Here is a 26,233-nt window from a genome sequence, read left to right as displayed (position 1 = left end):
CCTCCGCTGCATTTGCACACGTGTGCAATTTGAATGATAACACGGTGTTGTTACGAGATTGCTACAGGATAATGGCGAAAGTGAAAAGTTTATTCCGTGATCGTCCGCGCATAAAACATAATTTTCGTTTTACGCCGATCCTCGCACGATAAGCTCGACGGGGACGCTTTTGCGCACCGCCGGCTGATTGAAGTGGCGGATGCGGCTGACCAATAGGTCTACTGCGGTACGCGCCAGCATTTCCGTATCCTGACGCAGGGTGGTCAGCTGATAGGCGGCAAAATCTGCCTGTGGGATATCGTCGAAACCGATAATCGGCAACGTGCGCGCGGGGTGATGACGGCGTATAAAATCCATGGCGCCAATGGCCAGCATATCGGTGGCGCAAAACAGGGCGTCGAGCTGCGGCTGTTGCGTCAACAGCGTGGCTGCCGCCTCCCAGCCGGCCTGGTAACCCCCTTGCGGGCAGATCGCGCTGGTGACCGTCAACTGTTGCTCGCTGAGCCGACGGGTGAACGCCTGTTGCCGCTGATGGCTGCTGAAGGAGGCGTCTTCGCCGATAAACCCCGGATGTTTTACCCCATGTTGCATCAAGCGCTGCGCGGCCTGCTGCGCGCCGTCGCCGTTATCGCTGCATACCTGATCGGCGCCGTCCAGCTCCGCCTGGCGGTTGATCAGCGTCACCGGGATTTTGCGTGACAGATACGCTTCCGCCAGCGACAGCGGCGGGGCGCCGGAGGTCAGGATCACGCCTGCGACGTGATAACTTAACAGCTCGCGCAGCTGCGGCTCCAGCTGCTGAGGGTCGTCGGCATTGATCAGCAGCGGCATAAACCCCTGTAAGGTCAGGTGGTGCGTCAGCGGCGCCAGCAGTTTACTGCGGAAGGGATTGTCAAAGCCGGCGGTGACCAGACCGATGAAGTTACTGCTGCCGGTAATCATCGAGCGGGCGATGATATTGACCTGATAACCCAGCTCGGCGGCGGCCGCTTCTACCCGCTGGCGCGTTTTTTCAGAGACGGAAGCGCCGGGGGTGAAGGTGCGTGAAACGGCGGAGCGTGAAACGCCCGCCAGGCGCGCAACGTCGCTGGCGGTAACCCAACTGTTTTTTGCATCACTCATGGCTGCCGTTTCCCGCTGGTTGGCGCGGCGTGACCGCGCGCGCTGATTATTTCCCGATACAGAAGCTGGAGAAGATGCGCCCCAGCAGGTCGTCGGAGGTAAATTCGCCGGTGATTTCGCTCAGCGCCAGCTGCGCCTGCCGCAGTTCTTCCGCCAATAGCTCACCTGCGTAAGCGCTCACTAACTGTTCCTTGCCCTGTAGCAGGTGCTGTGCCGCCAGTTCCAGCGCCTGCAGATGGCGGCGGCGGGCCAGGAAGCCGCCTTCCATATTGCTGGTGAAGCCCATGCTCTGCTTCAGGTGGTCGCGCAGCACCTCGATACCGTCGCCGGTTCGCGCCGACAGGCGAATAAGTGAGTGACCATTCACTTCCGTTATACCCTGCGATTCGCCGGTGATGTCTGCCTTGTTGCGCACCACGGTGATCGGCAGTTTACCGGGCAGGCGCGCCATAAATTCCGGCCAGATCTCGGCGGGTTCGGTGGCGCCGGTGGTGGTGCCGTCCACCATAAACAGCACCCGATCCGCCTGTTCAATCTCGCTCCAGGCGCGTTCGATGCCGATACGTTCCACCTCATCACTGGCCTCACGCAGGCCGGCGGTGTCGATGATGTGCAGCGGCATGCCGTCGATATGAATATGTTCGCGCAGCACGTCGCGGGTGGTGCCGGCGATATCGGTGACGATGGCCGCTTCACGGCCGGCTAACGCATTGAGCAGGCTTGATTTTCCGGCATTTGGCCGGCCGGCGATCACCACCTTCATGCCCTCGCGCAGCAGGCTGCCCTGACGCGCTTCGCCGCGTACTTCGTCAAGGTCGCCGATCACTGCGTTCAGCTGGGCTTCGATTTTGCCGTCAGAAAGGAAGTCGATTTCCTCATCCGGGAAGTCGATCGCAGCCTCCACATAGATTCGCAGGTGAGTAAGTGCTTCCACAAGCTGGTGGATACGGCTGGAAAAAGCCCCCTGCAGCGAGTTCATCGCCGAGCGTGCCGCCTGCTCGGAGCTGGCGTCGATCAGGTCGGCAATCGCCTCCGCCTGCGCCAGATCGAGCTTATCGTTCAGGAAGGCGCGCTCGGAGAATTCGCCGGGCTGCGCAATACGCACGCCGGGCAGCGCCAGCACGCGCTTAAGCAGCAAATCAAGGATCACCGGGCCGCCGTGGCCCTGCAGCTCCAGCACGTCTTCGCCGGTAAACGAATTCGGCCCCGGGAACCACAGCGCAATGCCCTGATCGAGGGTGGCGCCGTCGGCGTCGCGGAACGGCAGATAGTCGGCGTAACGCGGCTTTGGCAGCTTGCCGAGCAGCGTCTGGGCGACCTCGGCAGCTTTCTGGCCGGAGATACGCAGAATGCCGACGCCGCCGCGTCCCGGCGGGGTGGCTTGGGCGACGATGGTATCGGTGGTATTCATAGCCTTTATCCTTCAACGGGCAGCTGCGCTGCTAAAAACCTGTTGTTGATCATATCAGATACAAAAAGGCGGTCTCATGACCGCCTTTTGGGATGACTGCAAACGTTCGGCAACCGAACGCCTACAATACGCTTATGTCTTTTTCTTGTCGCGGCTGTGCAGACCGCGTTTTTCCAGGCCGCGATAAATCAGCTGCTGCTGGATGATGGTCACCAGGTTACTGACGATGTAGTACAGCACCAGACCGGACGGGAACCACAGGAAGAACACGGTGAAGATCACCGGCATGAAGGTCATGATCTTCTGCTGCATCGGGTCGGTCACGGTGGTCGGCGACATCTTCTGGATGAAGAACATCGTCACGCCCATCAGGATTGGCAGGATGTAGTACGGGTCCTGCGCCGACAGGTCATGGATCCACAGCGCGAAAGGCGCGTGACGCAATTCTACCGAGCCCATCAGCATGTAGTACAACGCCAGGAAGATTGGCATCTGAATCAGCAGAGGCAGGCAGCCGCCCAGCGGGTTCACTTTCTCCGCCTTGTACAGCGCCATCATTTCCTGACTCATGCGCTGCTTGTCTTCGCCGATACGTTCACGCATCGCCTGCAGTTTTGGCTGCAGCATGCGCATTTTCGCCATCGAGGTGTACTGCGCTTTGGTCAGCGGGTACATGATGCCGCGCACGATAAAGGTGATGACGATGATCGAGAAGCCCCAGTTGCCGATAAAGCTGTGCAGGAACTTCAGCAGCTTGAACAGCGGTTGGGAGATGAACCACAGCCAGCCGTAATCCACCGTCAGGTCGAGATGCGGCGCCAGTTCAGCCATTTGGTCCTGCAGTTCCGGGCCAACCCACAGCGTCGAGTTCAGCTGCTGTTGTGCGCCGGCCTGCACCACTACCGGCGTAGACTTGAAGCCGATGGCCGACTGGTCATTGCCCAGTTTGGCGGTATAGAAGGTGTTGGTACCCTGCGTAGCCGGCACCCAGGCGGTAGCGAAGTACTGCTGCAGCATGGCAACCCAGCCGCCCTGCGTGGAGACGCTCAGATTCTCGTCTTTATCAAACGCGTATTTTTCGTACTTGGTGTCGCTGCTGGAGTACGCCGCGCCGCGGAAGGTGTGCAGCGCAAAGTTGCTGCTGCCGGTGTCGCGGTGCTTAGGCAGTTCGGTGGTCTGCTTCAGCTGGCCGAACAGGGTCAGCTCCAGCGGGGTTGAGCCTTTGTTGTCGATGTTGTAATCGACGCCGACCGCATAGTGGTTGCGCTTCAGGACAAAGGTCTTGGTATAGACGGCGCCGTCTTTACCGGTAAAGGTCAGCGGAATGCGCAGCTCGTCCTGACCGTCGGCCAGGGTATAGCTGTCCTGTGTGCTCTGATACAGAGGACGCTCGCCGTTGGCCGGGTTATCCGGGCCGTTTTTGCCGGTCAGGCCGCTTTGCGCCTGATAAACAAATGACGGTGTGGTTTCCAGCAGCTGGAATGGAGTCGATGAACCCAGGGTATCCGGGTAAGCCAACAGTTTAGCCTGCTCGATATCGCCACCGCGGGTGTTGATAGTCAGCGACAGCACGTCGGTATTAACGGTAATCAGTTTACCCTGGCCGCTGGCGGGTACGCCTGAGCTTGTGGCATCACCGGTTGCGGAATTCGTGGTCTGCGTCGTGGTCTGCGCGGCTGGTTGCGGAGCGTGGTCCGTCTGCCAGGCCTGCCAGATCATGAAAGACACGAACAGCAAAGCGATGAGAAGAAGATTGCGTTGCGAATCCATCGTTAGTGTTCTCTGTTATCGTCGGTTTTCGGCGGCACGGGATCATCGCCACCTGGGTTCAAAGGGTGGCATTTTAATACGCGTTTCACTGTCAACCAACTGCCTTTTATCATGCCGAACCTGCTTAATGCCTCAATTGCGTAATGAGAACATGTCGGCTGGAAGCGACAACGAGGCCCAAGCAGCGGACTGATGACGAGCTGATAGCCTCGCACCAGCCCGATCAGGATGCGGGAGCCTGGCGACAGTGGCGACGCCATAATTTTTCCAAAGCTTCCGTCAACGCGCGGTTATCCAGATCCGCTATCCCCTTTTTCGCCACCACGACAAAATCCATCGGCGGCAGCTCATGCTGACGTAAACGGAAACTTTCGCGGGTTAGGCGTTTGATTCGGTTACGTTCATGGGCGCGTTTGACGTGTTTTTTGGCGACGGTAAGACCGATGCGGGGATGCCCCAGCTGGTTCAGGCGGCCGAGGATGGTGATTTGCGGCGTGCCGGCCCGTTGTGGCTGCTGGAAGACGAAAGTGAAATGAGTGGGAGTTAACAAACGTAACTCCCTGGGAAAAGCGAGCTTAACCACTCAGAGGGTTAGCTTTTATTACTTAGAAACAGACAGACGAGCACGGCCTTTCGCACGACGGCGGGCCAGAACTTGACGACCATTTTTAGTGGCCATACGAGCACGGAAACCGTGGCTACGGTTGCGCTTCAATACGGACGGTTGGAAAGTGCGTTTCATGGCGATTTCTACCTAAACTTAAATTGATTACTGATCAGTAAACGCGTTTGGCTACTCGGCGTGAAGACGACCGACGCCTCAATCGCAATACATAAAGAGGCGGGATTGTAATAATTGTACAGTCCTGAGTCAATTAGCATTGCGTTAGCCTACCTGGTTGCTTGCCAATACGGCATAAAATCCGCTTTGGCCCGTGGTCAACGCAGAATCCCGTCTGGCGAATAACGCACCATCGAAGGAACCAGGCATCACACGTAGGGCGAAGATTATACGGACTCAGGGTTAAATCGCAAGGATCCGCGCGCGATCCTGACGATAAAGCGCAAGATCCGCGGGTGGATAACCGGGTATAACCTGTTACCGATGTAAAAACTGCGCCCTGACAGGCAACATAATGCGGTGAATGACCGGATTTTGTGGAAAAGATCGCCGCATGCCGGGGTCTGTGGATAAAATGGATCTAATCTGTGAGGAAGGGGAGGATCTCTGGCTTTATTTGCGCTATGATCCGTTGTTCCGATCGCGATCTCCCATGCCGGGATCGTGGCCGGGCGACCCTGAAATTTGCCGCGCCTCCTCCGGGTGCGACGGCAGCGTGGAAGGGATAAACCGTGAAAGGCGGTTCGCATGCCCCCAGGCGGTCAGCCGATACCGGGCCTGTGTCAAAAACCATGAGTTATAAAAAAGTAGCCCGATTCTTTTCTTTATTATTGATCTTGTTCGAGTGGAGTCCGCCGTGTCACTTTCGCTTTGGCAGCAGTGTCTTGCCCGATTGCAGGATGAGTTACCTGCCACAGAATTTAGTATGTGGATACGCCCCTTGCAGGCGGAACTGAGTGACAACACCCTGGCGCTGTATGCGCCCAATCGTTTCGTGCTGGACTGGGTACGAGATAAATACTTAAACAATATCAACGGACTGCTGAACGATTTCTGCGGTACGGATGCCCCTTTGCTGCGTTTTGAAGTCGGCAGCAAGCCCATCAGCCAAACCGTCAGCGAAGCGGTGGCCGAAAGCCGCAGCGCCCCTGCGGCGCCGGTGGCGCGCACGGCTGCGCCTTCACGGCCGAGTTGGGACAACGCGGCCCCGCAGCCGGAGCTGTCCTATCGCTCTAACGTCAATCCCAAGCACACGTTTGATAACTTCGTTGAAGGTAAGTCGAACCAGCTGGCGCGCGCGGCGGCGCGTCAGGTGGCGGACAACCCGGGCGGCGCCTATAACCCGCTGTTCCTGTACGGCGGCACCGGTCTGGGTAAAACTCACCTGCTGCACGCGGTCGGCAACGGCATTATGGCGCGCAAGGCCAATGCCAAAGTGGTCTATATGCACTCGGAGCGTTTTGTGCAGGACATGGTCAAAGCCCTGCAGAACAACGCGATCGAAGAGTTTAAGCGTTACTACCGCTCGGTTGACGCGCTGCTGATCGATGATATTCAATTTTTTGCCAATAAAGAGCGTTCGCAGGAAGAGTTCTTCCATACCTTTAATGCGCTGCTGGAAGGCAATCAACAGATTATCCTGACGTCGGACCGCTACCCGAAGGAGATCAACGGCGTGGAAGACCGCCTGAAGTCTCGCTTCGGCTGGGGGCTGACGGTGGCGATCGAACCGCCGGAGCTGGAAACGCGCGTCGCGATCCTGATGAAAAAGGCCGACGAGAACGACATTCGCCTGCCGGGCGAAGTGGCGTTTTTCATCGCCAAGCGTCTGCGTTCCAACGTGCGTGAGCTGGAAGGCGCGCTGAACCGCGTGATCGCCAACGCCAACTTTACCGGCCGCGCCATTACCATCGATTTCGTGCGTGAAGCGCTGCGCGATCTGCTGGCGCTGCAGGAAAAACTGGTCACCATCGACAACATTCAAAAGACGGTGGCGGAATACTATAAGATTAAAGTCGCGGATCTGCTGTCTAAACGGCGTTCGCGCTCCGTCGCCCGTCCGCGCCAAATGGCGATGGCGCTGGCGAAAGAGCTCACCAACCACAGCCTGCCAGAAATCGGCGATGCGTTTGGTGGCCGCGACCATACCACGGTGTTGCACGCCTGCCGGAAGATTGAGCAGTTGCGTGAGGAAAGTCACGACATCAAAGAAGATTTCTCCAACTTAATCAGAACATTATCTTCGTAGCGCTATGAAATTTATCGTCGAACGTGAGCATCTGCTAAAACCGTTGCAACAGGTGAGCAGCCCGCTGGGCGGCCGCCCAACGCTGCCGATTCTGGGTAACCTGCTGCTGCAGGTGACGGAAGGTTCCCTGTTGCTGACCGGTACCGATCTGGAGATGGAGATGGTGGCGCGCGTCGCCCTGTCTCAACCCCATGAAGCGGGCGCGACTACCGTCCCCGCGCGTAAATTCTTTGATATCTGCCGTGGTCTGCCGGAAGGCGCCGAGATCGCCGTGACCCTGGAAGGGGAGCGGATGCTGGTGCGCTCCGGGCGCAGCCGCTTCTCGCTGTCCACCCTGCCGGCGGCGGATTTCCCTAACCTGGACGACTGGCAAAGCGAGGTGGAGTTCACCCTGCCGCAGGCGACGCTCAAGCGGCTGATCGAAGCGACCCAGTTCTCCATGGCTCACCAGGACGTGCGCTATTACCTGAACGGCATGCTGTTTGAAACCGAGGGCGCGGAGCTGCGCACCGTAGCGACCGACGGCCACCGGCTGGCGGTCTGCGCGATGCCTATCGAGCAGCAGCTGCCGCTGCATTCGGTGATCGTGCCGCGTAAAGGGGTGATGGAGCTGGTGCGCCTGCTGGACGGCGGCGATACGCCGCTGCAGCTGCAGATCGGCAGCAACAATATCCGCGCCCACGTCGGCGACTTTATTTTCACTTCCAAGCTGGTTGACGGCCGTTTTCCGGATTATCGCCGCGTATTGCCGAAGAATCCGGATAAAACGCTGGAAGCCGGCTGCGATCTGCTGAAGCAGGCGTTCGCCCGGGCGGCCATCTTGTCGAACGAGAAGTTCCGCGGCGTGCGGCTGTATGTCAGTCATAACCAGCTGAAGATCACCGCCAATAATCCGGAGCAGGAAGAAGCTGAAGAGATCCTCGACGTGGCGTATGAAGGCACTGAGATGGAGATCGGCTTCAACGTCAGCTACGTGCTGGACGTACTGAACGCGCTCAAGTGCGAAGAGGTGCGCCTGCTGCTGACCGACTCGGTATCCAGCGTGCAGATTGAAGACGCGGCGAGCCAGGCGGCGGCCTACGTTGTCATGCCAATGCGGTTGTGATCGACATCCGGGCTATCTTGCTTGCCATTTTACGTCTGGGCAGTGCTCGCAATCCTCACGTACTCGACGTACGCTCCGGTTGCTGCGCGCTGTCCGCACGTAAACTGCCTGCGCCGATAACGCCCTCACATTGAGCGTCATTTCCCGGTGATAGAATAGGCATGGCATTAACGCGTTTATTGATTAAAGATTTCCGCAATATTGAAGCGGCGGATCTGGCGCCGGCGCCGGGGTTTAATTTCCTGGTTGGCGCCAACGGCAGCGGCAAAACCAGCGTGCTGGAGGCGGTGTACACCCTTGGCCACGGGCGCGCGTTTCGCAGCCTGCAGGCCGGACGGGTTATCCGCCACGAGCAATCGGAGTTTGTGCTGCATGGCCGCATAGACAACGGCGCGGAGCGTGAACTGTCGGTCGGGCTGAGCAAAAGCCGTCAGGGCGACAGCAAAGTGCGCATCGACGGCAGCGACGGCCACAAAGTGGCGGAACTTGCCCAACTGTTGCCGATGCAGCTGATCACGCCGGAAGGCTTTACCCTGCTGAACGGCGGGCCGAAGTACCGGCGCGCTTTCCTTGACTGGGGCTGTTTCCATAACGAACCCGGTTTTTTCACCGCCTGGAGCAACCTGAAGCGGTTGCTGAAGCAGCGCAATGCCGCGCTGCGCCAGGTGAGCCGCTATGCGCAGATTCGCGCCTGGGATCAGGAACTGATCCCGCTGGCCGAGCGCATCAGCGAATGGCGGGCGGCTTACAGCGACGCAATCGCCGCGGATATCACCGCGACCTGCGCGCAGTTTCTGCCCGAGTTCGCCCTCAGTTTTTCGTTTCAACGCGGTTGGGACAAAGAGAGCAGCTATGGCGAACTGCTGGAGCGTCAGTTTGAACGCGACAGAGCATTGACCTATACCGCGTCGGGGCCGCATAAGGCGGATTTCCGCATTCGCGCCGACGGTACGCCGGTAGAGGATTTACTATCGCGCGGTCAGCTGAAACTGCTGATGTGCGCGTTGCGCTTGGCGCAGGGTGAGTTTCTCACCCGGCAGAGCGGGCGGCGTTGCCTGTATCTGATTGATGATTTTGCCTCCGAGCTGGACACCGGCCGTCGCCGGTTGCTGGCCGATCGCCTGAAAGCCACCCAGGCCCAGGTTTTTGTCAGCGCGGTGAGCGCTGAACAAGTAATCGACATGGCCGGTGAAAAGGGCAAGATGTTCCGCGTGGAACAAGGTAAAATAGAGGTTCAACCACAGGACTAAAATGAGCGAGAAACGTTGATGTCGAATTCTTATGACTCCTCAAGTATCAAGGTATTAAAAGGGCTGGATGCGGTGCGTAAGCGCCCGGGCATGTATATCGGCGATACCGATGACGGCACCGGTCTGCACCACATGGTATTCGAGGTTGTGGACAACGCTATCGACGAAGCACTCGCTGGCCACTGTAGTGATATTCAGGTCACCATCCATGCCGACAATTCCGTGTCGGTGCAGGATGACGGCCGTGGCATTCCGACCGGGATCCACCCGGAGGAAGGCGTTTCCGCCGCGCAGGTCATCATGACCGTACTGCACGCCGGCGGTAAGTTCGACGATAACTCTTACAAGGTTTCCGGCGGCCTGCACGGCGTGGGCGTCTCGGTGGTTAACGCCCTGTCCGAGAAGCTGGAGCTGACTATCCGCCGCGACGGCCAGGTGCACGAGCAAACCTACAGCCACGGCGAGCCGCAGGCGCCGCTGACCGTGGTCGGCGAGACCGAGCAGACCGGCACCATGGTGCGCTTCTGGCCGAGCCATCAGACCTTCACCAACGTGGTGGAATTCGAGTACGACATCCTGGCGAAACGCCTGCGTGAACTGTCGTTCCTGAACTCCGGCGTTTCCATCCGTCTGAAAGACAAGCGTAGCGACAAGGAAGATCACTTCCACTATGAAGGCGGCATCAAGGCGTTTGTCGAGTACCTGAACAAGAACAAAACCCCGATCCACCCGAACGTGTTCTATTTCTCCACCGTGAAAGACGATATCGGGGTGGAAGTGGCGCTGCAGTGGAACGATGGTTTCCAGGAAAACATCTACTGCTTCACCAACAACATTCCGCAGCGCGACGGCGGTACCCACCTGGCGGGCTTCCGTGCGGCGATGACCCGTACGCTGAACGCCTATATGGACAAAGAAGGCTACAGCAAGAAGGCGAAGGTCAGCGCCACCGGCGACGATGCGCGTGAAGGCCTGATCGCCGTAGTTTCCGTGAAGGTGCCGGATCCGAAGTTCTCCTCCCAGACCAAAGACAAACTGGTCTCCTCCGAGGTGAAATCGGCGGTGGAACAGCAGATGAACGAACTGCTGAGCGAATACCTGCTGGAAAACCCGTCCGATGCGAAGATCGTCGTAGGTAAAATCATCGACGCGGCGCGCGCACGTGAAGCGGCGCGCAAGGCGCGTGAGATGACGCGTCGTAAAGGGGCGCTGGATCTGGCAGGCCTGCCGGGCAAGCTGGCGGACTGCCAGGAACGCGACCCGGCGCTGTCCGAACTGTACCTGGTGGAAGGGGACTCCGCGGGCGGCTCTGCCAAGCAGGGGCGTAACCGCAAGAACCAGGCGATTTTGCCGCTGAAAGGTAAAATCCTCAACGTGGAGAAAGCGCGTTTCGACAAGATGCTCTCTTCGCAGGAAGTGGCCACCCTGATCACCGCTCTGGGCTGCGGCATCGGCCGCGACGAGTACAACCCGGACAAACTGCGTTACCACAGCATCATCATCATGACCGATGCCGACGTCGACGGCTCGCACATCCGTACGCTGCTGTTGACCTTCTTCTACCGTCAGATGCCGGAAATCATTGAGCGCGGCCACGTGTTCATTGCCCAGCCGCCGCTGTACAAAGTGAAGAAAGGCAAGCAGGAGCAGTACATCAAAGATGATGACGCGATGGACCAGTACCAAATCGCCATCGCGCTGGACGGCGCCACCCTGCACACTAACCCTGATGCGCCGGCGCTGTCGGGCGAAGCGCTGGAAAAACTGGTGTCCGAGCACAACAGCGTGCAGAAGCTGATTGCGCGTATGGAGCGCCGCTACCCGCGCGCGCTGCTGAACAACCTGATCTACCAGCCGACGCTGGCGGAAGAGGACCTTGGCGACCGTGTGAAAGTGCAAGGCTGGATCGAAGCGCTGGCTAACCTGCTGAACGAAAAAGAGCAGCACGGCAGCAGCTACAGCTTTGAAATCTATGAAAACCGTGAACGTCAGCTGTTCGAGCCGGCGCTGCGCATCCGTACCCACGGCGTGGATACCGACTATCTGCTGGACTTCGACTTCATCCACGGCGGCGAATACCGCAAGATTTGCCAGCTGGGCGAGAAGCTGCGCGGCCTGATCGAAGAGGGCGCGTTTATCGAACGCGGCGAGCGTCGTCAGCCGGTCGACAGCTTCGAAAAAGCGCTGGAGTGGCTGGTGAAAGAGTCACGCCGCGGCCTGGCGGTTCAGCGCTATAAAGGTCTGGGCGAGATGAACGCCGAGCAGCTGTGGGAAACCACCATGGATCCGGAAAACCGCCGTATGCTGCGCGTCAGCGTCAAAGATGCGATCGCGGCGGACCAGCTGTTCACCACCCTGATGGGGGATGCGGTTGAACCTCGTCGCGCCTTTATCGAAGAGAACGCCCTGAAAGCGGCGAACATCGATATCTAAGCGTCGACAGCACGATAAAATCCGCGCCGGGCAACCTGCGCGGATTTTTTTTCGGCTTTTTTCACGCTGACAAGCCAGGCTGAAACGCGTTAGCATGACAAAAAACAGTGGGAGACTGCGCATGGCTATTGAACTGATTGCAATTGATATGGACGGCACGCTGCTCAATCCGCAGCACCAGATTACGCCGGCGGTAAAGCAGGCGATCGAGGCCGCGCGCCGCCAGGGAGTGCACGTGGTGCTGGCGACCGGGCGGCCTTACGTTGGCGTGCAGGACTATTTGCGTCAGCTGGATATTCAGGGAGCTAACGATTACTGCATTACCTATAATGGTGCGCTGGTGCTGCAGGCGGTCGACGGCGCCTGCGTCCTGCAGGAAACGCTGGGTTTTGAGGACTATCTATACTTCGAACAGCTGGCGCGTGAGCTGGGCGTCCACTTCCACGCGTTTGATTTCGACACGTTGTACACCCCGAATAAAGACATCGGCAAATATACCGTGCATGAGGCTTCTCTGACCGGTATCCCGCTGAAATACCGCAGCGTGGAAGAGATGGACCGCCAGATACGTTTCCCGAAAGTGATGATGATCGACGAGCCGGCGCTGCTCGACGCGGCGATTGCGCGCATTCCCGCCGAAGCGCAGGCGCGCTATACGCTGCTGAAAAGCTCGCCGTACTATCTGGAGATTCTGCATAAGCAGGTGGATAAAGGCGCCGGGGTGAAAATGCTGGCCGAACATCTGGGCATCGCGCAGGCAAACGTGATGACATTGGGCGATCAGGCCAACGATACCGCGATGATCGAGTATGCCGGCGTCGGCGTGGCGATGGGCAATGCGATTGACGAACTGAAAGCGGTGGCGCAGTTTGTCACCAGCAGCAACGCCGAGGACGGCGTGGCGCGGGCGATCGAGAAGTTTGTACTCAATGCCTGAATAATCAGGGGCGCCGCGGCGCCCTTTACACGGCGGCTAACACCCCTTTCGCAATCTGCAGGTCCTGAATCGCCAGCCCGGTGAGATCGGCTACCGTGATCTGCTCCCGGCCGCTGCGGACTTTTCCACCCTGCGCCAACGCGGTGCCAAATTCGACGATCGGCGTCGATATCAGCATATTTTGCCGGTAAGCCGCCGCTATTTCGCCATACTCCGCACACTGCGTCAGTGCATCAACCAACAGAATATCTGCCTTGGCCGTCAGAGCGGTCGCCAGCTCCTGTTTGCCGTCAGCGTCGGCGCCGACCGCGGTGATATGGGTGCCGGGGCGGATATCCGCCGCCTGCAAAATTGGCTCACGGCTTGGCGTGGTGGTGACGATCAGCCGGCAGTGTGCCGCCAGCTCTGCCGCATCCTGCGTAGTGCGCACCCGGAAACCTTCGGCTTCGGCATCGTGACGATAAGCCTCCAGCGCCTGCTGATTCCGGCCCCATACCCATAGGTCGCGGCAGCCGGTAACCGGCTTCAGATATTGCAGCTGCAGCCTTGCCTGCAAACCGGTGCCGAGGATGCCGATCGCCTGAATATCCGGCGGGGCGCAGAGTTCGGCGGCGATGCGTCCAGCCAGCGCGGTGCGCAACGCCGTCAGCCATCCCTCATCCAGCAGCAGCGCCTGCGGTTCACCGGTCAGGGCGGAAAATGCCATCATCAGCCCCTGGTTGCTGGGCAACCCGCGTTCAGCGTTGCGGTAGAAGCCGGTGGACACTTTGACGACGAATAACTCATCCCCCTCCAACCAGGCCGATTTGATACAGCCATCGCCGGTCGCCTGTTCAAACAGGAAGTGCTGTACCGGCGGTTGCTGAACCCGGCGCTGTGAATAGGCGATAAAGCCCTGCTTCAGCAGCGCCGTGACGGCATCAGCATCGAAAGCGGCCAGGATTTGCTGCCGGTCAAGGATGCGCATGGTCGATGGCCTTCAGGTATTTTTCCAGCACGATATTTTTGCCGCACAGCACTACCGCGACCTTTTTCCCCTGCAGCTCCGGCGCCAGCTTTATGGCGGCGGCCAGCGCCACGCCGGCCGCGCCTTCGATAATCCAGCGTTCGCTGGCGGCCAGAGCACGCATTGCCCGGCGGATTTCCGCTTCGCTGACCAGTACGCGCCGATCGATCAGGCTCTGGCACAGCGGGAAGGTGATAGCATCAGGTTCGACGCCGCCGGCGGTGCCGTCAGACAGGGTTTCCTGCTCCTCAACCGGGTGAATATGGCCGGCCTCCAGCGCGCTGTACATGCTGGTGGCATTTTCCGGCCAGCAGCCAATCAGCCGGGTTTTCGGCGACAACTGCTGCAGTACGCTGCCGATGCCTGCAATATACCCGCCGCCGCCAACCGCCACGAATACCGCATCCAGATCGCCGAGCTGTTCGACCAGCTCCATGCCGCAGGTGCCCTGACCGGCAATCACCTGCGGGTCATTGTATGGGGAGACATACGTCTTGCCCTGTTCGGCGGCGGCGCGCTCTCCGGCGATTTCCGCCTGCAGCGCGTCGCCGGGCACCAGCGTTACATCGGCGCCGAGCGCGCGGATGGCGTCCAGTTTGACCGAGGCGGCGTTCTCCGGCGCATAAACCGTCACGCCGATACCCATCAGTTTACCCGCCTGCGCGATGGCCAGGCCGTGGTTGCCGCTGGAGGCGGCGATCACGCCGTTGCGGCGCTGGGCGTCGCTCAGCAGGCGCAGCTTGTTGCTGGCGCCGCGAAACTTGAAGGAGCCGGTTTGCTGCAAATGGTCGCACTTTAGCCATAGTTCGCAGCCTAATTGCTGTGAAAGCAGGATGCTGCGCTCCAGCGGCGTGACGCGCACCTGTGGCCGCAACTGCCGGTGCGCGTCCTCAATGGCGGCAAATAAATCTGTCATACCGACTCCTTAATATTTTTCAGGTAGTTGTAAACCGTGGCGCGGCCGATACCGAGGATTTTCGCGACATAGCCGGCGGCATTTTTTCCCCGGAAGGCGCCCTGGTGATACAGCGCTTCCACCAGCGCCCGTCTGGCGGGGCCGCCCAGCGTCGACAGCGTTTGCTGATGCTGCTGCAGCCACTGGTGAATAAAGGTATTGATGCGTTCCTGCCAGTCGTCCTGGAACAGCACGGCGGGCTGTGGCTGGAGCGTGCTGCCGGACAGGAAAGTCTCCAGCGCCGCTTTGGCGCTGCTGAGCACCGTAATATCCAGATTGATGCACATCAGGCCGATCGGGCGCTGGTTGTCGTCACGCAGCACTGCGCTGATAGAGCGCATTTGGCCGCCGTCCCAGTTGCGCTTCTGATAGGGGCCGAGCACCTGCAGATCCAGGTTGTCCTGCAGGTCGTTCAGGTTGGAATCTTCGCCCAGTTCACGCTGCGAACGGTTATTGGCGATATACACCAGCTTCTGACTGGCCAGATCGTGGATCGCTACTTCGGCATAGGGGGTAAACAGCAGCGCGATGGCATCGGCGATGGCGTGATAGCGGTTCAACATGGGCGGAGGTACTCCGAATAGACTTAAAAGTCTACATTGTACTTTTTATTCCAATTTGTAAAACAAAATTGGTGTCAGGTGATTGATGTGTTTGTTTTGTGACCCAGATTGTAGTACGAGGTTTATTTATGGTACTACAATCATGTGGCGGGTAACGGTGAGTCAATAAAGATTGTGCTGCAATCACAGGTATTACCAACGCTGGCGGAGTAAAGTTAAAGCCTGTCCAGCAGGTGAACACAGTGGGGAAACCATGAAGCAGCAGATCGGTAAAACTGACCGCATCATTATTGAGATTGGCCGGCAGATCGTCGGCGGTAAGTATGTTCCTGGTGCAGCGCTGCCGTCAGAAGCGGAGCTGTGTGAAGAGTTTGCTACTTCGCGCAATATCATCCGCGAAGTGTTACGGGCGTTAATGGCCAAACGGCTGGTGGAGATGAAGCGATACCGCGGTGCCTTCGTCACCCTGCGTAATCAGTGGAACTACCTGGATACCGATGTCCTGAACTGGGCGCTGGAGCAGGATTATGATCCGCGCCTGATTGCGGCAATGAGCGAGGTACGCAACCTGGTGGAGCCGACCATCGCCCGCTGGGCGGCGGAGCGTGCCACGTCCAGCGAGTTGGCGGTGATAGAGGCGGCATTGAACGACATGCTCGCCCATCACCAGCAGCGCGAGTTGTTTAATGAGGCGGATATTCGCTACCACGAAGCGGTGTTGGCGTCGGTGCATAACCCGGTATTGCAACAGCTCAGTGTGGCGATAAGTTCACTGCAGCGCGCAGTGTTTGAGCGTACTTATATGCCGGATGAGGACAATATGCCGCGCACGCTGCGTGAGCATCAGGATCTGTATGACGCGATACGTCATCAGGATGCGGATGCGGCAGAGCGCGCTGCGCTGACGATGATCGCCAGTTCGACAAAAAGGTTAAAGGACATGCTATGAGTGACAGCTTTATCGCGATTGACTGGGGTTCCACCAACTTGCGCGCCTGGCGTTATGAACGGGGCGTATGCGTCGACAGCGTGCAGTCCGAAGCCGGAGTCACCCGCCTCGGCGAGCGTTTGCCGCAGCAGGTATTTGGCGAGCTGATGGCCCGTTGGGCGGAGCCGCTGCCGGTGGTGATGGCGGGGATGATTGGCAGCAATGCCGGCTGGATTCAGGCGCCGTATTTGTCTTGTCCGACCCGCCTGACCGGCATCGCCGCCCAGTTGACCACGATAGAGCAAGCCGCGCCGTATCACGCCTGGATTATCCCGGGAATATGCGTTGCTAACGAAGATAACTGTAATGTGATGCGCGGCGAGGAAACACAGCTGGTCGGAGCCTATGCCGCGCGGCCGTCGCCGCTGTACGTCATGCCGGGTACTCACAGCAAATGGGTGCGGATGGACGGGGATGCGCTGGTGGATTTTCGCACCGTGATGACCGGCGAACTGCACCATTTACTGCTGGCTCATTCACTGGTTGGCGCCGGCCTGGGCGAACAGCTGAGTGATGAACGGGCGTTTGAACGCGGGTTGGCGATAGGGCTGAGCGAACGGCATATCGTCCGTCGGCTGTTTGAAACCCGCGCTGCCCATTTGCTTGGCAAGTTGGAAAAGAGCGCGGTCAGCGACTGGCTGTCCGGCCTGCTGATCGGCAATGAAGTGGCGCAGATGCAGCAGGAATTTGCGTTACCGGCGCAGGATGCGTTAACGGTAATCGGCAACCCAAAACTGACGGCGCGTTATGCCCGGGCGCTGAGCATGGCTGACATGGCTCACAGCGTATTGGATGGCGATGACGTTTTTCAATTAGGCATCAGGAGTATAGTCAATGAGTTGGAATACTAAATTGCCGTTGATCGCTATTCTGCGCGGCATCACGCGGCCGGAGGCAGGTGAACATATAGAGGCGCTGCTGGCAGCGGGTTTTGATGCGATAGAAATCCCGCTGAACTCGCCGGAGTGGGAGGAGAGCATCGGTGATGCGGCGCAGCGTTTTGGCGATCGCGCGTTGATTGGCGCCGGCACGGTATTGCAGACGCAGCAGGTAGAACGCCTGGCGGCACTGGGCAGCCGGCTGGTGGTGACGCCCAATACGCAGCCGGCGGTTATCAGCCGTGCGGTTGCGCTGGGCATGACGGTGTGCGCCGGCTGTGCGACGGCGACCGAAGCATTCAACGCGCTGGATGCCGGTGCGCAAGCGTTGAAAATTTTCCCGTCCACGTCGTTCGGCCCGTCTTATATCAAAGCGCTGAAGGCCGTATTGCCGCCGCAGGTGCCGGTCTTCGCCGTTGGTGGCATCACGCCGGAAAATGTGCACCAGTATTTGGCCGCAGGTTGCGTTGGCGCAGGATTAGGCAGCGATTTATATCGCGCCGGTCAGTCGCCGGAACGTACCGCGCAGCGGGCCGCTGCTTTTGTCCAAGCCTATAAGGAAGCCACATCATGAAAATCACCAAACTGACCACCTATCGGCTGCCACCGCGCTGGATGTTCCTGAAAGTAGAAACCGATGAAGGCATTATCGGCTGGGGCGAGCCGGTAATTGAAGGACGGGCGCGCAGCGTTGAAGCCGCAGTGCATGAGCTGTCCGAATACGTGGTTGGGCAGGATCCGGCACGCATCAATGATATTTGGCAAACGCTGTATCGCGGGGGTTTTTATCGCGGCGGGCCGGTGCTGATGAGCGCGATCGCCGGCATCGACCAGGCATTGTGGGATATCAAAGGCAAAGCGCTGGGGGTGCCGGTGTACCAGCTTTTAGGGGGGTTGGTGCGCGATAAAATCAAAGCGTATAGCTGGGTCGGTGGCGATCGGCCGGCAGAGGTGATCGCCGGCATAGAAAAACTGACGCAGATTGGCTTCGACACTTTCAAGCTGAACGGCTGCGAAGAGATGGGCATCATTGATAGCTCGCGCAAAATCGATGCCGCGGTGGCGGTGGTGGCGCAGATTCGCGAAGCGTTTGGCAACAAGATTGAGTTTGGCCTCGATTTTCACGGCCGTGTCGCTGCGCCTATGGCGAAGGTCTTAATTAAAGAGCTGGAGCCTTACCGTCCGCTGTTTATTGAAGAGCCGGTATTGGCGGAGCAGGCCGAATATTACCCGCGTCTGGCGGCGCAAACCCATATTCCTATCGCCGCGGGGGAGCGTATGTATTCACGCTTTGATTTTAAACGCGTTCTGGCTGATGGCGGCCTAGCGATCGTGCAGCCGGATCTTTCACACGCGGGCGGCATCACCGAATGTTTTAAGATTGCGGCGATGGCGGAATCTTACGACGTATCGTTAGCGCCGCACTGTCCTCTGGGGCCGATCGCGCTGGCTTCTTGCCTGCACGTTGACTTTGTGGCGCGCAACGCGGTGTTCCAGGAACAGAGTATGGGGATTCACTATAACCAGGGGGCGGAACTGTTGGATTACGTGCTTAACAAAGATGATTTCGCCATGGACGACGGCCATTTCTATCCGCCGTGTAAACCAGGGTTAGGGGTTGAGGTTAACGAAGAGCTGGTGGTTGAACGTAGCAAACAGGCTGCCGACTGGCGCAATCCGATCTGGCGCCATGCCGATGGTGCCGTTGCTGAATGGTAAGCGTGCGTTAGTCAAAATAATCAAACCTAATAGGGAAGTATATATATTAAACAGCGCCAGGCTGAGGGTTTTTCCTGGCCGGGTGCACATCTGCAAATAGATAGCTCGGGGGTAAGTGATGAATAACGATCTGTACTCCTCAACCATCAATAAAATGAATGTCAGGATTATTCCTTTTATTATGGTTCTGTATTTAATTGCTTATATCGATCGATCTAATATTTCGGTGGCGGCGTTACAGATGAATGCCGATTTGGCCATGACGGCCGAAATGTACGGTATTGCCGCCGGTATATTTTATATTTCCTATATTATATTTGAAGTTCCGAGCAATGTTATCCTGACCCGTGTTGGCGCAAAACTATGGATTGCGCGGATTATGGTCACCTGGGGCGTTATCGCGGCCGGCATGAGCCTGGTGCAAACGCCGATGCAGCTGTACATCATGCGTTTCCTGCTGGGCGTCGCCGAAGCCGGCTTTACTCCCGGCATTATTTATTATCTCTCCTGTTGGTATCCGCGCAGCGAGCGTGCACGCGCTATGTCCCTGTTTTATATCGGCGCGGCGCTGGCTTCGGTGATCGGTTTGCCCCTTTCCGGCTCTATTCTCAATCTGCACGGTTTTTTCGGTATTGAAGGCTGGCGTTGGTTATTCCTGTTGGAAGGCATCCCGGCGTTTATGTTGGGGATCGTGGTGTATTTCTATCTGGATGATGCGCCGGAAAAAGCGCGTTGGCTAACTACGGCACAGCGTAGCTGGCTGAGTGAGCAACTGGCCAGTGAAAATGCGCAGACGGCGATCGGTCATCATCATGACTGGCGCACAGCGTTGAAAACCCGGCGCGTCTGGGCGCTGAGCCTGTTATGGCTGCTGCAGGCGTTCGGCACCATTGGCATCACCCTGTTTCTCCCGCTGATCGTGAAAGGCGTGGCGGCGCAGCAGAGCAATTTTATGGTCAGTGTGCTGTCCGCCGTCCCGTTTCTGTTCGCCTGTATTTTTATGTATGTGAATGGCCGCCATTCCGATCTGACCAAGGAGCGCGCCTGGCATCTCGGTTTGCCACTGATGGTCGCCGGTGCGCTGCTGTTGCTGGCGATCTACAGCCAGAATCTGCTGCTGGCGTACGTGTTGCTGGTATTGACCGTTGGCCTTAACTGGGCCATTACGCCTATTTTCTGGGCGGTGACCACCGAAACCGTCGTGGGTGCTGCCGGCGCCGCCTCTATTGCGTTGATTAATGCCGTAGCGAATATTGCCGGCCTGATTTTCCCGCCGGTGATGGGAAGAATAAAGGATATGACCGATAGCTATAATAGCGCTCTGATTATTGTCGCTCTGACATTAATTATTGGTGGTGCCATCGGTTTGAAAATTGGCCGGAAAAACATGTCATCCGTTGCTAAAAAAGAAACCAGTATTTCCTCTCGTTACTAGTATTTATCCGGCGAAATCGTACCCTACAACGTATTTCGCCATTATTAAAATCCGAAAAATAACGGAATACGATAATGGAAATGACATTAACCGCAACACCAAAAACCAAGCGTCGCTACCTGACATTATTAATGATATTTGTCACCGTGGTGATTTGTTATGTCGATCGCGCCAATTTAGCGGTGGCGTCGGCGCATATTCAGCAGGAGTTTGGCATCAGCAAGGCGCAGATGGGCTATATCTTTTCTGCCTTTGCCTGGACGTACACGCTGTGCCAAATCCCCGGCGGCTGGTTCCTCGATCGCTTAGGTTCCAAACTGACCTACTTTATCGCCATTATGGGCTGGTCGATTGCGACATTGCTGCAGGGGTTCGCCAACGGGTTAAGCGCGTTGATCGGCTTACGGGCGGTCACCGGGCTGTTTGAAGCGCCGGCATTTCCGACGAACAACCGTATTGTGACCAGCTGGTTCCCGGAACAGGAACGTGCATCGGCCGTCGGTTTTTATACTTCCGGCCAGTTTGTCGGTCTGGCGTTTTTAACGCCGCTGTTGATTTGGGTGCAGGAGCTGCTGAGCTGGCACTGGGTGTTTATTATCACCGGAGGCGTCGGCATCGTCTGGGCGCTGATTTGGCACTTCGCGTATCAGTCGCCGCGGAAAAGCAAAGGCGTGAATGAAGCGGAGCTGGCGTATATCCAGGCCGGCGGCGGCATGGTGGACGGCGATGTTCCCGAAGAGAAAAAGGCGCGTGTCGCCCTGACAGCGGCGGACTGGAAGTTGGTGTTCCACCGCAAGCTGCTGGGGGTATACATCGGCCAGTTTGCCATTACCTCGACCCTGTGGTTTTTCCTCACCTGGTTCCCTAACTACCTGACGCAAGAAAAACACATTGCTGCGCTGACCGCCGGCTTTATGACCACCGTACCATTTTTGGCGGCATTTTTCGGCGTACTACTGTCAGGATTTGTCGCCGATCGCTTGCTGCGTAGCGGGAAATCGATAGGTTTTGCACGTAAAACGCCGATCATCTGTGGGCTGCTGCTCTCTACCTGCATCATGGGCGCGAACTACACCGACGATCCGTTCTGGATTATGGTGCTGATGGCGCTGGCGTTCTTTGGTAATGGTTTTGCCTCGATAACCTGGTCGCTGGTGTCATCGTTAGCGCCGGTGCGCCTGATTGGCCTGACCGGCGGTTTGTTTAACTTTGTTGGCGGATTAGGCGGAATTACCGTACCGCTGGTAGTCGGCTATCTGGCGCAGGACTACGGCTTCGCCCCGTCGCTGATTTATATTTCCGCCGTGGCGCTGATTGGCGCATTGTCCTATTTGTTGCTGGTGGGCGATGTGAAACGGGTGGGGTAATCCGCTAAACTGGCGGCTCAATGCCAGCATGCGCAGGGGAGCCGCCATGAGTCAACGGGACACACAGCTTACGTTCGATCAACGGGGCCATCAGTTAACCAATATCAACGTCTGGACGCCGTGCAGCCAGTGGCTGGCGTATGACGTGCGCCCGAGTGGCGCATCGTTCACCGGGCTGACCATCGAGCGGGTCAACGTGGCTAGCGGCGAGGTGCAGGTGGTGTACCGCGCCGAACACGGCGCGCACGTCGGCGTGGTGACCGTCAGCCCGGACGCGCCGGCGCGCTATGCGTTTATCCACGGGCCGGAGCACCCGGACAGCCACTGGCATTATGATTTTCATCACCGTCGCGGCGTGATAGTCAGCGAGCCGGACCGCGAACTGGCGGTGACGCTCGACGCGTTGGATATCACCGCCCCCTACACGCCGGGCGCGCTGCGCGGCGGCAGCCATGTTCATGTGTTCAGCCCCGACGGCAGCCGGCTCAGTTTTACCTATAACGATCACGTGATGCATGAGCGCGATCCGGCGCTGGACCTGCGCAACGTCGGCGTCGCGCTGCCGCTGCGCGGCGTTAATCCGCCGAAGCAGCATCCGCGCGAATATGACGGCAGCCACTTCTGCGTGCTGGTCAGCCGCACCACGCCGCAGCCGCGTCCGGGAAGCGATGAGATTAACCGGGCGTATGAAGAGGGCTGGGTCGGTAATCACGGCTACCTAAAGCCGGACGGCAGCCGGCAGCGCTGGGCGCTGGCGTTTATCGGCGACACGCTGGCGGAAAACGGTGAGAAACTGCCGGAGGTGTTTATCGTCGATCTGCCGGAAAACGACGCCGACTATGCAAAGGCCGGCGATGAGCCGCTGCAGGGCAGCGAAACTCGCCTGCCGGCGCCGCCGCGCGGCGTGCGACAGCGGCGGCTGACCTTTACCGGCGCACGACGCAACCCCGGCGTGGCGACAGCGCCGCGCCACTGGCTGCGCAGCGCGCCGGACGGCAGTCAGATCGCTTTTTTGATGAAAGATGATAACGGCGTGGCGCAGCTGTGGACGGTTTCCCCCAACGGCGGTGCGCCGCGGCAGGTGACGCAGGGCAAACATGCGGTGCAGTCGGCGTTTAGCTGGCACCCGCAGGGCGGGCATATTGCGCTGGTCTGTGATAACAGCGTGATGTTGTGCAATATGGCGACCGGCGCGCTGCGTCGCCTGACGCCGCGTAGCGAGCAGCCGCCCAGCGGCGATGCGGTGGTGTTTTCCCCCGATGGCAAACGGGTGGCGTTTATGCGGGACGTGGCGGGCTTTAGCCAGATATTTATCGTCGAGGTCTAGCAAAGAGGGCGGGTCGGCGTGCGACCCGTATCACGTCAGTGTGCGACGGGGCCTTGTCCCGGGTTGCCGGTAGAGGCCAGATTCTGCTGCTCGCTGCGCAGAATACGCTCTCTTGGCGAGTCGGCGGTTTTGTCGCTGTCGGCACGCAGGTAGTCGTAAGGCAGCAACACGGTATCCATCACCGCAGAGAACGGCAGATCCAGCGCCACCAGCGGCTTCATTGCCCAGCCGGTCTCATTGTCTTTCAACATGTTCATACTGGCGCGCGTGCCGGGATAGTAGCCCATATCGGGGCCGCTGTGGCTCATTACGCTGGAGCAACCGCTGGTCGCCAACAGCAGGCAACTGGTCGCCATCAATCTTTTCATCATCATTTCCATCCTGAAGGGTGCTGTTCCCCTGAATTGCTGATTTATCACATCCGGCAGATGCTTTTAAAGGAGCAAAACGCCGCTCTGTGGCGGTTATCTCACTCTTTATTGTATGTGATAAAAAAACTTTCGCTGCCTTCATTGGCATTTTTTTATCTTGGGCGCTTGAAAGGGAAAAAGCAAACCCCATTTAATCTACAAGGCCAAATTAAGAATTCGCCGTCAGGGAATTCCGGCCATTGCGTCTGTCCATGATGGAAGACCTGTTTTTTAAACCTCGCTAAAGCGCCTTAGGAGGCTATGTTATGCGTAATTTCGATCTGTCCCCGCTCTACCGCTCCGCGATTGGTTTCGACCGTTTATTTAACGCGCTGGAAACCGGACAGAGCCAGGGAAATGGTTACCCTCCCTATAATGTTGAGCTGGTTGACGAGAATCATTATCGCATTGCCATTGCGGTTGCCGGCTTTACCGAGCAAGAACTGGAGATCACCTCGCACGATAACCTGCTGACGGTGCGCGGCGCGCACAGCGGCGAAGCGGCAGAAAAAACCTATCTGTATCAGGGTATTGCTGAAAGAAACTTCGAGCGTAAATTCCAGCTTGCCGAACATATCCACATTAAAGGCGCCAAACTGGAACACGGTTTGTTGTATATCGACATGCAACGTATTGTGCCGGAAACGTTAAAGCCACGCCGTATCGAAATTAAATAATCATTATTATTTCCCCTGATTAATTATTTTCAGAGGAAATATCTGATGCCCGCCGACAGGGGGCGTTATAAGTGTCTCTCGCTTCATAGAAGGAGTAACTATTATGCGTAACTACGACTTATCCCCGCTGCTTCGCCAATGGATCGGTTTTGATAAATTAGCCAGTTCAATGGGTGGACAGGAACCTCAGGGATTCCCTCCCTACAATATTGAAAAAAGTGATGATAACCATTATCGCATTTCCCTGGCGCTGGCCGGATTCAGGCAAAGCGAGCTGGATATCGAGGTGGAAGGCCCGCGCCTGACGGTGCGCGGTAAACCGACGCCGGCGGAGAAACCGGTGGAGTACCTGCATCAGGGGCTGGTCTGCAAAGAGTTCAGCCTGAGCTTTACGCTGGCTGAACATCTGCACGTGGCCGAGGCCCAGTTTGAGAACGGCCTGCTGCACATCGATTTGGTGCGGCAGGTGCCGGAAGCGTTGCAGCCGCAGCGCATCGCCATCGGCAGTACGCCGGGGCTGGAAGAAAAATAACCGGCCGCTGACGCGGTAAAAAAACGGGGGAAGTCCTGACGGACTTCCCCCGTTGCGTTTATGGCCGGCGGCGTTACTGCGCTTCGCGGTGCGCCCGCTCCACTTCCTCCGCCAGAATGGCGATGCCGCGTTCGATTTTATCCGGCTCCGGCACGTAGTTCATGCGCATGCACTGATGGGTATGCGGCCACTCGTGCTCCAGCCCCGGGAAGAAGTAGTGCCCCGGCACCATCAGTACGCCGCGCTGCTTCAGGCGCTGGTACAGCAGCTCGGTGCTGATCGGCAGATCTTTAAACCACAGCCAGAGGAAAATCGCGCCTTCCGGTTTATGGATCAGGCAGCGTTCTTCCGGCAGATAACGGCGGATGGTGGCGATGGTCTGCGTCACCCTCTGCTGGTAGAACGGCTTAATCACGTTATTCGACAGGCGCAGCAGGTCGCCGCGTTCAATCATTTCCGCCGCGATTGCCGGGCCGATGCTGCCCGGTGACAGGCTGATAATGCCGTTCATATTGGTCAGCGCGGTGATGGTTTTCTCATCGGCGATCACGATGCCGCAGCGCGACCCCGGCAGGCCCAGTTTAGACAGGCTCATGCACAGGATGATGTTCGGGTTCCACAGCGGCGTGGCGTCGCTGAAGATAATGCCCGGGAACGGCACGCCGTAGGCGTTATCGATCACCAGCGGAACATCGTGCTGCTGCGCCAGCGCGTCAAGCTGGATCAGCTCGTCATCGGTGATGACGTTACCGGTCGGGTTGGTGGGGCGCGACACGCAGATCATGCCGATATCGTCGCCGATAGTCAGGTTGTCGAAATCGACGTGATACTTGAACTGGCCTTCCGGCAGCAGCTCGATATTCGGCTTGGCGGAGACAAACAGCCCTTCGTCCAGGCCGGCGTCGGCGTAGCCGATATACTCCGGCGCCAGCGGAAACAGCACGCGACGCCGGTTGCCGTCGGCGCAGCGGCCGGCGAACAGATTGAATAAGTAGAAAAACGCGCTCTGACTGCCGTTTGTCAGTGCAATGTTCTGTGGTTCGATCTGCCAGCCCAGCTCTTCACTCAGCAGGGTAGCCAGCGCTTTAAGCAGCGTATTCTTCCCTTGCGGGCCGTCATAGTTGCACAGCGCTTCGGTCAGTTTGCCCTGGTCGAGCATCTCCTGACACAGCTGTTTGAAGTAGTGCTCCATCTCTGGGATTTGCGCCGGATTACCGCCGCCGAGCATGATGGCGCCCGGGGTGCGCAGGCCTTGGTTCAGGTCGTCCATTAAGCGGGTGATGCCCGAGTAACGGGTAAATTTGTCGCCGAAAAGTGAAAAAGTCATAGGTGCAGCATATTGGTTTTTGCAGGGAGTCGCCCACCATACCGCCAGATAATTGCGGGCGCAATGCGCAGGATAAAACCCGCATTAGCGTTAAATTTTAATTATAGGTGTAATGTTGGGTTTTTGTTCTGAGGGGTAAGGGCGGGTGATC

25 protein-coding genes are annotated in these 26,233 nt (G+C 58.0%); 14 read left to right on the top strand and 11 right to left on the bottom strand.

The window, feature by feature from the left end:
* Positions 1–129: 129 nt before the first annotated feature.
* The 6 genes from FO014_RS09900 to rpmH all read right to left on the bottom strand — a co-directional run bounded on the left by FO014_RS09900 (position 130) and on the right by rpmH (position 5,045).
* Positions 130–1,122, bottom strand: coding sequence for a LacI family DNA-binding transcriptional regulator (locus FO014_RS09900; RefSeq protein WP_160029332.1), 993 nt, complete (start codon positions 1,120–1,122; stop codon positions 130–132).
* Between the two features lie 46 nt (positions 1,123–1,168).
* Complete coding sequence (mnmE, locus tag FO014_RS09895; protein WP_105233165.1) at positions 1,169–2,533, bottom strand: tRNA uridine-5-carboxymethylaminomethyl(34) synthesis GTPase MnmE; 1,365 nt, start codon at positions 2,531–2,533, stop codon at positions 1,169–1,171.
* A gap of 132 nt (positions 2,534–2,665) precedes the next feature.
* Positions 2,666–4,303 carry a membrane protein insertase YidC gene (gene yidC, locus FO014_RS09890; RefSeq protein WP_160029330.1) on the bottom strand — a complete coding sequence of 546 codons (1,638 nt, stop codon included), beginning with the start codon at positions 4,301–4,303 and terminating at the stop codon, positions 2,666–2,668.
* Between the two features lie 2 nt (positions 4,304–4,305).
* Positions 4,306–4,563: a membrane protein insertion efficiency factor YidD gene (gene yidD, locus FO014_RS09885; RefSeq protein WP_105233167.1), complete on the bottom strand. Its 258-nt coding sequence runs from the start codon at positions 4,561–4,563 to the stop codon at positions 4,306–4,308.
* A complete protein-coding gene (rnpA, locus tag FO014_RS09880; protein WP_105233168.1) occupies positions 4,527–4,886 on the bottom strand; it encodes a ribonuclease P protein component in 360 nt (119 codons plus the stop codon). Before rnpA ends, yidD begins: the two co-directional genes overlap by 37 nt.
* An 18-nt stretch (positions 4,887–4,904) precedes the next feature.
* Positions 4,905–5,045, bottom strand: coding sequence for a 50S ribosomal protein L34 (gene rpmH, locus FO014_RS09875; RefSeq protein WP_015842368.1), 141 nt, complete (start codon positions 5,043–5,045; stop codon positions 4,905–4,907).
* A 736-nt stretch (positions 5,046–5,781) separates the two neighbouring features.
* Here rpmH and dnaA point away from each other — a divergent pair.
* The 5 genes from dnaA to yidA all read left to right on the top strand — a co-directional run bounded on the left by dnaA (position 5,782) and on the right by yidA (position 12,898).
* Positions 5,782–7,173: a chromosomal replication initiator protein DnaA gene (gene dnaA, locus FO014_RS09870; protein ID WP_105229200.1), complete on the top strand. Its 1,392-nt coding sequence runs from the start codon at positions 5,782–5,784 to the stop codon at positions 7,171–7,173.
* Positions 7,174–7,177: 4 nt separating this feature from the next.
* Complete coding sequence (gene dnaN / locus FO014_RS09865) at positions 7,178–8,278, top strand: DNA polymerase III subunit beta (protein WP_015344002.1); 1,101 nt, start codon at positions 7,178–7,180, stop codon at positions 8,276–8,278.
* 161 nt (positions 8,279–8,439) lie between these two features.
* On the top strand, positions 8,440–9,528 hold the full coding sequence (gene recF, locus FO014_RS09860) for a DNA replication/repair protein RecF (protein ID WP_105229201.1): 1,089 nt from the start codon (positions 8,440–8,442) through the stop codon (positions 9,526–9,528).
* 18 nt (positions 9,529–9,546) lie between these two features.
* The gene (gene gyrB, locus FO014_RS09855; protein WP_160029328.1) at positions 9,547–11,961 is read left to right on the top strand and encodes a DNA topoisomerase (ATP-hydrolyzing) subunit B; all 2,415 of its coding nucleotides are present in this window, start codon (positions 9,547–9,549) and stop codon (positions 11,959–11,961) included.
* A gap of 121 nt (positions 11,962–12,082) precedes the next feature.
* Positions 12,083–12,898, top strand: coding sequence for a sugar-phosphatase (gene yidA / locus FO014_RS09850; protein ID WP_160029326.1), 816 nt, complete (start codon positions 12,083–12,085; stop codon positions 12,896–12,898).
* Between the two features lie 25 nt (positions 12,899–12,923).
* Here yidA and FO014_RS09845 read toward each other — a convergent pair whose 3' ends face one another.
* Genes FO014_RS09845 through FO014_RS09835 form a run of 3 tightly spaced genes read right to left on the bottom strand, consistent with a single transcriptional unit; the run spans position 12,924 to position 15,422 of the window.
* Positions 12,924–13,865 carry an ornithine cyclodeaminase family protein gene (locus FO014_RS09845; protein WP_160029324.1) on the bottom strand — a complete coding sequence of 314 codons (942 nt, stop codon included), beginning with the start codon at positions 13,863–13,865 and terminating at the stop codon, positions 12,924–12,926.
* On the bottom strand, positions 13,852–14,820 hold the full coding sequence (locus FO014_RS09840) for a threonine/serine dehydratase (protein ID WP_160029322.1): 969 nt from the start codon (positions 14,818–14,820) through the stop codon (positions 13,852–13,854). Before FO014_RS09840 ends, FO014_RS09845 begins: the two co-directional genes overlap by 14 nt.
* The gene (locus tag FO014_RS09835) at positions 14,817–15,422 is read right to left on the bottom strand and encodes a helix-turn-helix transcriptional regulator (RefSeq protein ID WP_160029320.1); all 606 of its coding nucleotides are present in this window, start codon (positions 15,420–15,422) and stop codon (positions 14,817–14,819) included. The genes FO014_RS09840 and FO014_RS09835 overlap by 4 nt, the downstream gene beginning before the upstream one ends.
* 253 nt (positions 15,423–15,675) lie before the next feature.
* Between FO014_RS09835 and dgoR the strand changes: the two genes are divergently transcribed.
* From dgoR to FO014_RS09800, 7 genes are all read left to right on the top strand, one after another.
* The gene (gene dgoR / locus FO014_RS09830) at positions 15,676–16,371 is read left to right on the top strand and encodes a D-galactonate utilization transcriptional regulator DgoR (RefSeq protein ID WP_160029318.1); all 696 of its coding nucleotides are present in this window, start codon (positions 15,676–15,678) and stop codon (positions 16,369–16,371) included.
* A complete protein-coding gene (locus FO014_RS09825; protein WP_160029316.1) occupies positions 16,368–17,261 on the top strand; it encodes a 2-dehydro-3-deoxygalactonokinase in 894 nt (297 codons plus the stop codon). Before dgoR ends, FO014_RS09825 begins: the two co-directional genes overlap by 4 nt.
* On the top strand, positions 17,245–17,862 hold the full coding sequence (locus FO014_RS09820) for a 2-dehydro-3-deoxy-6-phosphogalactonate aldolase (protein ID WP_160029314.1): 618 nt from the start codon (positions 17,245–17,247) through the stop codon (positions 17,860–17,862). Before FO014_RS09825 ends, FO014_RS09820 begins: the two co-directional genes overlap by 17 nt.
* The gene (dgoD, locus tag FO014_RS09815) at positions 17,859–19,007 is read left to right on the top strand and encodes a galactonate dehydratase (RefSeq protein WP_160029312.1); all 1,149 of its coding nucleotides are present in this window, start codon (positions 17,859–17,861) and stop codon (positions 19,005–19,007) included. Before FO014_RS09820 ends, dgoD begins: the two co-directional genes overlap by 4 nt.
* Positions 19,008–19,125: 118 nt before the next feature.
* A complete protein-coding gene (locus FO014_RS09810; RefSeq protein ID WP_160029310.1) occupies positions 19,126–20,442 on the top strand; it encodes an MFS transporter in 1,317 nt (438 codons plus the stop codon).
* 74 nt (positions 20,443–20,516) lie between these two features.
* Entirely contained in the window at positions 20,517–21,809 is a 1,293-nt protein-coding gene (locus tag FO014_RS09805) for an MFS transporter (RefSeq protein ID WP_160029308.1), read from the top strand.
* 46 nt (positions 21,810–21,855) lie between these two features.
* The gene (locus FO014_RS09800) at positions 21,856–23,136 is read left to right on the top strand and encodes a YidR family protein (protein ID WP_160029306.1); all 1,281 of its coding nucleotides are present in this window, start codon (positions 21,856–21,858) and stop codon (positions 23,134–23,136) included.
* 35 nt (positions 23,137–23,171) lie between these two features.
* Here FO014_RS09800 and FO014_RS09795 read toward each other — a convergent pair whose 3' ends face one another.
* Positions 23,172–23,510 carry a YceK/YidQ family lipoprotein gene (locus FO014_RS09795; RefSeq protein WP_160029304.1) on the bottom strand — a complete coding sequence of 113 codons (339 nt, stop codon included), beginning with the start codon at positions 23,508–23,510 and terminating at the stop codon, positions 23,172–23,174.
* 302 nt (positions 23,511–23,812) lie between these two features.
* Here FO014_RS09795 and ibpA point away from each other — a divergent pair, with 302 nt between their 5' ends.
* Entirely contained in the window at positions 23,813–24,223 is a 411-nt protein-coding gene (ibpA, locus tag FO014_RS09790) for a small heat shock chaperone IbpA (protein WP_160029302.1), read from the top strand.
* A 103-nt stretch (positions 24,224–24,326) separates the two neighbouring features.
* The gene (ibpB, locus tag FO014_RS09785) at positions 24,327–24,755 is read left to right on the top strand and encodes a small heat shock chaperone IbpB (protein ID WP_105229215.1); all 429 of its coding nucleotides are present in this window, start codon (positions 24,327–24,329) and stop codon (positions 24,753–24,755) included.
* A gap of 73 nt (positions 24,756–24,828) precedes the next feature.
* Here the strand turns inward: ibpB and FO014_RS09780 are convergent, their stop codons facing one another.
* Entirely contained in the window at positions 24,829–26,082 is a 1,254-nt protein-coding gene (locus FO014_RS09780; RefSeq protein WP_160029300.1) for a valine--pyruvate transaminase, read from the bottom strand.
* Between the last annotated feature and the right edge of the window lie 151 nt (positions 26,083–26,233).

It is taken from the genome of Serratia rhizosphaerae, from assembly GCF_009817885.1.
GTDB classification, from domain to species: domain Bacteria; phylum Pseudomonadota; class Gammaproteobacteria; order Enterobacterales; family Enterobacteriaceae; genus Serratia_B; species Serratia_B rhizosphaerae.
This window is presented reverse-complemented; position numbering and strand designations above follow the sequence as displayed.